Below are 8,405 nucleotides of genomic sequence, written 5' to 3'. Positions count from 1 at the left end.
TCACCAAGCATTCCAGGCCCCTGTCTTTGAGTGGCACGATTGCCCTGGAACACTTTACGGCATTGCTGGCGGACAGTGTGCTGGCAGAGCCCCGCTTGACCAATGACGCTGACCCGAAATACGCGGCCCTGTGGCGCTGGCATGCGCTGGAAGAAACCGAACATAAGGCGGTAGCCTTTGATGTTTTCGAAGCAGTGATGGGTACCGGCATTAAGGCATATAGTCTGCGAAGCTTTGGCCTGGTCCTGGCAACGCTTGTCTTCTGGGGATTGATAATACCGGTTTTCATCGAGGCTCTGCGTGCAGAAGGGCACTTGGGGAACCTGAAGGGTTGGCGCCAGTTCTTCCGTTATACCTTTGGCGATATCGGTATGCTGCGAAAGCAAATCGGAAACTACCTCGATTACTTCCGTCCGGGTTTCCACCCGTGGGATCACGACAACCGAGAATACCTCAAAGAGATCGATGCTTTCCTGGCAGAGCAGGAGCAACTGGCCACCGCATGAGCAGAAAAGGTGGCATGAGATCAGCCTCAGTGCTTTTTGCGTGCAAAGGGCATTGATGGCAGATCTCCCTTACTGGTGGGGATCATTGCCCAAAAAATGAGTTCTGAATACGGGCCAGGGTCACTAAGGCCAAATAAAACGCGGGCAATTTTCCGATAGTTGGCTACTCTTGAGTCCGATAAAAGTCACGAAATACTTCCCGTAACTCGTGGGCCACTGAAGTTACATGTAGGGGGCACATAATCGGAGGCGTGCGCCCTAAAAAGACTTACGGTCAAATTGGTCTGAAGTCCAAAATTCCGAATTCAGAAATTGGCACGCATAGGGCACGGTGAGGGCACCGAGGAAAATTCTGGCTCAGAAAGCAAGAAAGGCAGATCAGTAAGTGACTGATCTGCCTTTCTTTTATATGGTAGCGGGGGCTGGATTCGAACCAACGACCTTCGGGTTATGAGCCCGACGAGCTACCAGACTGCTCCACCCCGCATCAAAACTGTGTTGTCGCCTGCTTGCTTCTGAGTCCACCGAGGGGTCGGACTCATTACCCGAAGGTCGACGACTCCCTTCGGCTATTTTGTGGACTGGGAGCCCGACGAGCTACCAGACTGCTCCACCCCGCATCAAAACTGTGTTGTCGTCTGCTTACTTTATGAGCCCGCCGATGGGTCGGCCTCATTATCCGAAGGTCGACGACTCCCTTCGGCTATTTTGGGGACTGGGAGCCCGACGATCTTCCAGACTGCTCCACCCCGCATCAAACTGTTTGTCTCTCGGGGCTGCCCCCGATCAACGTGGCGCGTATATTAAGGATTAGATGGGGCACTGTCAAACGATTTCTTGAAATAAATCGGTGGGATACTCGATCTCATCCTGAACGGCACTCCGGTTCATCCCGACGGCCTCTAGTGCCTCCTGAACCGGGCGGAAGGAGCGACGGTGGATCGGGGTGATGCCCAGGGTATTCAGCGCCTCCAGGTGTACCGGCGTGGGATAGCCCTTGTGCTTGGCGAGACCGTAGCCGGGGTAGTCGTCCTCCAGCGCAACCATTTCCCGGTCGCGGGTGACCTTGGCCAGGATGGACGCCGCGCCAATGACCTCCACCCGGCCATCGCCCTTGACCACCGCTTCCGATGGCCAGCTCCATTTGGGGCAGCGATTGCCGTCCACCAGTACGTACTCGGGCGGAATCGCGAGCCCGGCAACGGCCCGCTCCATCGCCACCATGGTGGCCTGATAGATGTTCAGGCGGTCAATTTCCTCCGCTTCGCAGCGGCCGAGACTCCAGGTCAGGGCCCGCTCAAGGATTTGCTCGTACAGCGCTTCCCGACGTTTCTCCGTCAGTTTCTTGGAATCCGCCAGTCCGGGAATGGGACGCTCTGGGTCGAGAATCACCGCGGCGGTGATGACCGGACCGGCCAGGGGCCCCCGCCCGACTTCGTCGACTCCGGCCAGCAGGCGCCCCTGGTATCGGCACTGGAACGGCGGTAGCTCAGCCTTGGCCATCAGGATACCTTCTCCAGCAGTGCGGAGATCGCTGATGCCGCTCGCTCATCGGCGGTGCGTCGAAGCTGGCGGTGCAGATCTTCGAATGCCCCGGTTAACCGTTCCCGTTCCGCCGGGTCTGCCAGGCGCTCCAGCACCGCCTGTCCCAGGGACTCGGGGGTGGCGTCATCCTGCAGCAATTCGGGTACCAGTTCCTGGCCGGATAACAGGTTGGGCAAGGCCACATAGGGCACCTTCACCAGTCGGGACAGTAAGGCGTAGCTCAAGCCGCTGAGACGGTACCCCACCACCATCGGCTTCTTCAGCAACATCGCTTCCAGCGTGGCCGTGCCCGACGCCAGCATGACCACATCCGACGCCGCCATCACCTCCCGGGAACGCCCTCGAACGATGGTAACCGGCAACTCCACCTCCAGCGCCGCCACCAGCTCCCGCACCTGCTGTTCGCGATCGCGGTTGATGCAGGGAATAACCAGCTGCAGGTCGGCGCGGCGGGACTGGATCCAGCGGGCCGCTGAGAGGAACAGTTCACCGAGGCGGGCCACCTCTTCGGACCGGCTTCCCGGCAAAATGGCCAATACCGGCGTCTCCGGGTTCAGCCCCAGCGATTCACGGGCGCCCGCGGTGTCCGTTTCCATGGGAATACGGTCGGCCAGGGGATGGCCAACGAACGAGACCGGTACCTTGTGCTCCTCATAGAAGCGGGCTTCGAAGGGGAACAGGGTCAGCATCAGGTCGATGGACTTGGCAATCTTGAAGATGCGTTTCTGGCGCCAGGCCCAGACTGACGGACTGACATAATGCACGGTGGGGATGCCGGCCTCGCGGCAACGGCGTTCGACGCCCAGGGTGAAATCCGGGGAGTCGATACCAATCACCACATCCGGAGGGGTGGTGAGGAAGTAATCCATCAGCCGGTCGCGAATGCTGAACAGCTCCCTGAGCCGGCCCAGCACTTCCACCAACCCCATCACCGACAGCCGCTCCATCGGCACCAGGGAATGGAAACCCTGGGCAATCATTTCGTCACCGCCAATACCGACGAACCGCGCTCGGGGATAGCGCGTTCTGAGGGCGCGGATCAGGCCGGCGCCCAGAATATCGCCGGATGCCTCTCCGGCAACCATGCCAATGGTGATGCGCCGGTCACTGACGACCCGCGGGACATTACCAGTCACCGCAGGGACCACTAACGAATTATGCCGCGGGAAGAGTTACGCAGGGAGTCAATGAGTACCTTCGCCTCCGGCACTGTGCCGAAATTGGCCTCCAACTCCTCGATCGCCTGTTCGCTGGTCAGCCCCTGGCGATAGATGATCTTGTACGCCCGACGCAGGTTCAGCATGACCTCCTTGCTGAACCCCCGGCGCTTGAGGCCTTCCACGTTGATACCAAAGGGTTCGGCCGACTGACCGCTGGCCATGACGTAGGCGGGAATGTCTTTCAGTACGATGCTGCCACCGGCACTCATGCTGTGAGGCCCGATGTTGCAGAACTGGTGCACCATGGTGCCGCCCCCCAGGATCGCCCAGTCCCCCACGGAAACGTGGCCGGCCAGGGTAGCGCCGTTGGCAAGAATGGTGTTGTCACCCACGGCACAGTCGTGGGCGACATGCACATAGGCCATCAGCAGATTGCCACTGCCGATTTTGGTGGCGCCGCGGTCCTGCACGGTCCCCCGGTGAAGGGTGCAGTTCTCCCGGATAACGTTGTCGTCACCGATGGTCAGGGTGGTGGGTTCGCCAGCGTATTTCTTGTCCTGGCATTCCTCACCGATGGAGGAAAACTGGAAGATCCGGTTGTTGCGGCCGATCTTGGTGGGCCCCTTCACAACCACATGAGACAGTATCTCAGTGCCTTCGCCAATCTCCACATCCGGGCCGATATAACTCCAGGGGCCAACGGTCACGCCGTCGGCCAGCTTTGCCGATGGATCTACTATCGCCTGAGGATGTACTCCCGACCAATCATTTGTCGCCATCAATTTCTCTCTCAGCGGTCATTACCTCCGCGACACAGGCGACTTCTCCGTCCACCAGCGCGCGGCAGTCAAATTTCCAGATTCCGTGTTTACCGGATATGAACCGCGACTCCATGCGCAGTTGATCCCCAGGCAGAACCGGGCGCTTGAAACGCACCTTGCTGGAGCCGGCGAGGTAGTGTACCACGCCATCGGAAGGCTTTCTGTCTACAGTGACAAAACCGAGGATGCCCGACAACTGCGCCATCGCCTCAACAATCAGAACACCCGGCATGATCGGGTTGTTCGGAAAGTGCCCGGTGAAGAACGGCTCGTTGATGGATACGTTCTTGTATCCGACGATTGACTCTCCCTTCTTAACCTCCAGTACACGATCCACCAGCAGGAATGGATAGCGATGTGGAAGGAACTCCATGATCTCTCGAATATGCATCATCAGGATCGGCCTCAGCCCTCAAGTTTCTTTTCCAGTTCCTTCAGCTTTCTTGCCATGGCATCGAGCTGTCGGAAGCGAACCGCGTTTTTCCGCCACTGCTTGTTTGATTCCGCGCCGGTTCCCGAGGAGTAGACCCCCGGTTCGGTGATATTGCCGGTGACCAGGGTCATCCCGGTGAGATGCACCTGATCGCCAATCTCCAGATGGCCGGCCACCCCGGAGGCGCCACCAAACACACAGTGGCTGCCAATTCGTGTGCTCCCCGCGATCCCCACCTTCGCCGCCATGGCGGTATGATCGCCAACCGTGACGTTGTGGGCTATCTGGATCAGGTTATCGAGCTTTACGCCATTGCCGATGACGGTGTCATCGAGTGCGCCGCGGTCGATGGTGGTATTGGCACCCACTTCCACGTCGTCGCCAAGCACCACCCGCCCCACCTGGGCGATGCGGTGCCAGACGCCACGCTCATTGGCAAAGCCAAACCCATCGGAACCCAGCACCGCGCCACTAAGCAGGTGGCAGCGGGCGCCAATCACCACATCGTGGGCCAGGGTTACCCGAGGGCGCAGGACACTGCCGGCACCAATTTGGCAGCGGGCTCCGATGATGGAGCCGGCACCAACCGCCACATTCTCGCCGAGCTCCACACCAGCTTCCAGCACGGCCAGGGGCCCAACGCTGGCGCTGGCAGGCACCACCGCTGTGGGGTCGACCACCGCACTGGGATGGACACCCGGTTCGGCGACCGGCGCAGGATCAAACCAGTGACTGAGGCGAGCATACCCAAGATAGGGGTTATCCAGTAACAGGACATTGGTCGGAGTCTGGTCCGCCGCAGCAGGCGCCACGATCACCGCCGACGCCTGGGTTTGAGACAGATAGCGGGCGTAGCTGGGGTTGGCCAGGAAGGAAATCTGGCCGGGACGGGCAGCCTGCAAGGTGGCAATGCCGGTAATTTCGGTGTCGGCGTCGCCTCTGAGTTCTGCCCCAAGAAACTGGGCAACCTCTCCAAGGGTCACGGTCTGTACTGTCATTGCAGGCTCCGGCTCGCTGCTCAAGGGCCCCACCCATGGTCAGGCCTTCGGACGATGATTACTGATTCAGCTTTTCAAGCAATTGCGCGGTGAGGTTCAGCTCCGGCTTCACATACACCACCGCTTCGCTGGGCAGGATGATATCCAGCTCGTGCTCCTCCAGCAGTTCCTTCACCGCTGCATCCACGTCCGGACGGGCCTGCTCCAGGAAGGCCTGCTTGCGGCTGGCCACGGTGGAATCCAGGCGCTGCTTGAGGAAGTTGAACTCCTTCACCTTGTCCTGGAACTCGGTCGCCAGGGAGTTGCGCTCGGTTTCGTTCATCATGGCGCCGTCTTTCTCCAGACGGTCCTTGAGCTGCCGGGCCTCTTCCTGCACCGCCCGGACGTTGGCCTCTTCATCGGCAAAGTCCTGCTGCAGCTGTTCGCTGAACGACTGCGCAGCGTCGGATGAAAACAGCGCCTGCCGCAGATCGACCACGCCAATCCGGGTTTGGGCCATGGCAGCGGGGGCGGCCAACAGGCACGCCAGCAAGGCAGCAAGTACGGGCATTCTGAACATAGCTATTCTCCTCATTGTTATCAGGTTACGACTCGTCCCGTGCGTAATCAGAAACTCTGGCCCAGTGAGAACTGGAAGACCTGGGTATCATCCCCAGACTTGTCGTTCAGTGGTTTCGCCAGACTGAAGGCCAGCGGTCCCACCGCCGTGATCCACTGGAAACCGATACCGGCCGAAAAACGCAATTCATCGGCGGCGGGATCGAAGCCCCGCTCGGAATCGAAGACCTGGCCACCGTCCAGGAAGAACGACGTCCTCATGGAACGGCTGTCGTTGGCAAACGGCGTCGGGAAGATGAGCTCCAGGCTCGCTTCGGTCAGCAGGTTACCGCCAAACGGGTCCGGATCCGACAGGTCATTGGGGCTGTTGGTTGCCAGCGGGCCCAGGGAGTTGGCTTCGAACCCCCGCACCGAGCCATAGCCGCCGGCATAGTAATGCTCGTAGAACGGCATCACTTCCCGATCGCCATAGCCATCGCCGTATCCCACCTCGGTCCGGGCCCTCAGGATCCAGCTCTGGGCGTCGTTCAATGGCTGGTAGAAATCGGTGCGATGGCGCAGCTTGTAGTAGGTCAGGTCACTGCCCGGCACCGCCACATCCGCCGAGATGGAATGGCTGTAGCCATCGGTGGGCAACACGCCCCGGTTCAGGGTGCTGCGGTTCCAGGAGCCAAACAGGTAATAATTATTGAAGCTATTGCCCTCTTCGGCGATGAATTCCTCCACCTCAACGGCGGTAAAACTCCCGGTCTTCACCTTGGAGTAGGTATAGCCAAGCCCGAAGTTGAGGCGGGTGATGTTGTCCGTCGGGTAACCGAACGTCACCCGGCCGCCGTATTCATCCAGCAGATAGGATGAAATATCCTCTGCCTCGTAGTCCGTTTCACGGGCGAACACGCTGAACCCCCGGCTCACCCCGTCCACGGTGAAATACGGATTGAGGTAGGAGAAGTTTGCGCTCTTGATGGAGTCGCTGACATTGGCGCCTATCGACACCCGTTTGCCGCTGCCGAAGAAGTTGTTCTCGGAAATGTTTGCCCCCAGGATCGCCCCGGAGGTCTGGGAGTAGCCAATGGAAGCGGACAGACTGCCGGTGGGCTGCTCCTCGACGGTGTAGTTCACATCCACCTGGTCGTCCGTACCCAGCACCGGCACGGTCTCCACGTTCACCGACTTGAAAAAGCCCAGGCGTTCGAGCTTGGTCTTGGAGTATTCGATCCGGTCCGTGGAGGCAACACCGCCCTCCATCTGAGTCATTTCCTGGCGTAGCACATCGTCCCGGGTGGACACATTGCCCTGGAAGTTGATCCGGCGCACATAGGCCCGGTTGCGCGGCTCCACGAAGAAACTCACCGTCGCGGTATTGTCGTCGTGGGTCTCGGGTACGGCATTGATGTTGGCGAAGGCATAGCCTTCGGTCCCCAGACGCCGGGACAGTAAGTCCGAGGTGGTGGTCATCTTCGCCCGGGAAAAGACATCCCCCTCCTCGATGAGGACCAGGTTACGCAGCTCCTCTTCCGGCAGAATCAGGTCACCGCGCAGATGGATGTCACGAACGGTGTACTGGGGGCCTTCTTCGATGGCAATGGCGATGAAAACTTCTTTCTTGTCCGGAGATATGGATACCTGACTGGATTCCACCGTGAAATCGATGTAGCCCCGATCCAGGTAGTACGAACGCAAGGTCTCGAGATCACCACTGAGGCGCTCCCGCGCATACTTGTCGGCGTTGGTGAGCGACGCCCACAGGCTGCTGGTCTGCAGTTCGAGCAGCTCCAACAGTTGTTCGTCGCTGAACGCCTCGTTGCCGACAATGTTGATCCGCTGGATGGCGGCCACACTGCCTTCGTTGATATCCAGCTGAATCGCGGCCCGATTGCGGGGCAGCTCTTCCGCCGTTGCCTTCACCCGGGCGTTGTAGCGGCCCTGGCTGACGTAGGAACGCAGGATCTCGAGCTCCAGCCGCTCCAGCGTGGCGCGACGGAACACCTGGCCCTCCTGCAGGCCGGCGCTGGCGAGGGCATCCAGCAACATCTCGGTCTCGATGTTCTTGTTACCCTCGATCTCGATAGAGCTGATCGAGGGTCGCTCCTGCACCGTCAGGATCAGTATGTTGCCATCGCGACTGGCGGCAATGTCCGTGAACAGCCCGGTGCGGAACAGGGTCTTGATGGCCCCGGCCAACTCCCGCGAATCCATGGATTCACCAATGCCGACGGGAAACGCGGAAAAGACACTCCCTGCGGACACCCGCTGCAGGCCCTCCACCTCGATGTCGGAAACGATGAACTCTTCAGCTTGTGCTGACTGGCCACCCACTGTGGTAACTAAAAGGCCGAAAACTGCCCCGAAAAGAGAACGTCTCATTCAATAAGTTCGCCTGT

The 8,405-nt window shown here is 59.7% G+C and carries 8 protein-coding genes and 1 tRNA gene; 1 reads left to right on the top strand and 8 read right to left on the bottom strand.

All coding sequences use genetic code 11. From position 1 onward, the window contains the following. A partial coding sequence (locus R3175_RS16880) for a metal-dependent hydrolase (RefSeq protein WP_318945505.1) occupies positions 1 to 506 on the top strand: 506 nt, incomplete at its 5' end. Positions 507 to 916: 410 nt separating this feature from the next. On the opposite strand, the gene R3175_RS16875 is transcribed toward R3175_RS16880, so the two are convergent. The 8 genes from R3175_RS16875 to bamA form a co-directional block, all read right to left on the bottom strand. After that, positions 917 to 993, bottom strand: a tRNA-Met gene (locus R3175_RS16875). 338 nt (positions 994 to 1,331) lie between these two features. Continuing rightward, positions 1,332 to 2,009 (bottom strand): ribonuclease HII, encoded by a 678-nt coding sequence (gene rnhB, locus R3175_RS16870; protein WP_318945504.1) that lies wholly within the window; start codon positions 2,007 to 2,009, stop codon positions 1,332 to 1,334. Next, positions 2,009 to 3,136, bottom strand: a complete 1,128-nt coding sequence (lpxB, locus tag R3175_RS16865; RefSeq protein ID WP_413231789.1) for a lipid-A-disaccharide synthase — start codon at positions 3,134 to 3,136, stop codon at positions 2,009 to 2,011. Before lpxB ends, rnhB begins: the two co-directional genes overlap by 1 nt. A gap of 62 nt (positions 3,137 to 3,198) precedes the next feature. Further along, the gene (gene lpxA, locus R3175_RS16860; RefSeq protein ID WP_318945502.1) at positions 3,199 to 3,990 is read right to left on the bottom strand and encodes an acyl-ACP--UDP-N-acetylglucosamine O-acyltransferase; all 792 of its coding nucleotides are present in this window, start codon (positions 3,988 to 3,990) and stop codon (positions 3,199 to 3,201) included. Further along, positions 3,977 to 4,426: a 3-hydroxyacyl-ACP dehydratase FabZ gene (gene fabZ / locus R3175_RS16855; protein ID WP_318945501.1), complete on the bottom strand. Its 450-nt coding sequence runs from the start codon at positions 4,424 to 4,426 to the stop codon at positions 3,977 to 3,979. Before fabZ ends, lpxA begins: the two co-directional genes overlap by 14 nt. A gap of 11 nt (positions 4,427 to 4,437) precedes the next feature. Then, positions 4,438 to 5,463, bottom strand: coding sequence for a UDP-3-O-(3-hydroxymyristoyl)glucosamine N-acyltransferase (lpxD, locus tag R3175_RS16850; protein WP_318945500.1), 1,026 nt, complete (start codon positions 5,461 to 5,463; stop codon positions 4,438 to 4,440). A gap of 58 nt (positions 5,464 to 5,521) precedes the next feature. Next, entirely contained in the window at positions 5,522 to 6,022 is a 501-nt protein-coding gene (locus R3175_RS16845) for an OmpH family outer membrane protein (RefSeq protein ID WP_318945499.1), read from the bottom strand. 47 nt (positions 6,023 to 6,069) lie between these two features. After that, entirely contained in the window at positions 6,070 to 8,388 is a 2,319-nt protein-coding gene (bamA, locus tag R3175_RS16840) for an outer membrane protein assembly factor BamA (protein ID WP_318945498.1), read from the bottom strand. Positions 8,389 to 8,405: the final 17 nt, after the last annotated feature.

The organism is Marinobacter sp. (genome assembly GCF_033722735.1).
Taxonomy (GTDB): Bacteria; Pseudomonadota; Gammaproteobacteria; order Pseudomonadales; family Oleiphilaceae; genus Marinobacter.
Note: the sequence above shows the minus strand (reverse complement) of the source record. Positions and strands in the feature narration are given on the sequence as shown.

What these genes read in the sequence shown, in the direction of transcription:
- lpxA (WP_318945502.1), bottom strand. Translation starts at nt 3,990, where the DNA reads ATGGCGACAAATGATTGGTCGGGAGTACATCCTCAGGCGATAGTAGAT.
- lpxB (WP_413231789.1), bottom strand. Translation starts at nt 3,136, where the DNA reads ATGGTTGCCGGAGAGGCATCCGGCGATATTCTGGGCGCCGGCCTGATC.
- fabZ (WP_318945501.1), bottom strand. Translation starts at nt 4,426, where the DNA reads ATGATGCATATTCGAGAGATCATGGAGTTCCTTCCACATCGCTATCCA.
- lpxD (WP_318945500.1), bottom strand. Translation starts at nt 5,463, where the DNA reads ATGACAGTACAGACCGTGACCCTTGGAGAGGTTGCCCAGTTTCTTGGG.
- bamA (WP_318945498.1), bottom strand. Translation starts at nt 8,388, where the DNA reads ATGAGACGTTCTCTTTTCGGGGCAGTTTTCGGCCTTTTAGTTACCACA.
- R3175_RS16845 (WP_318945499.1), bottom strand. Translation starts at nt 6,022, where the DNA reads ATGTTCAGAATGCCCGTACTTGCTGCCTTGCTGGCGTGCCTGTTGGCC.
- rnhB (WP_318945504.1), bottom strand. Translation starts at nt 2,009, where the DNA reads ATGGCCAAGGCTGAGCTACCGCCGTTCCAGTGCCGATACCAGGGGCGC.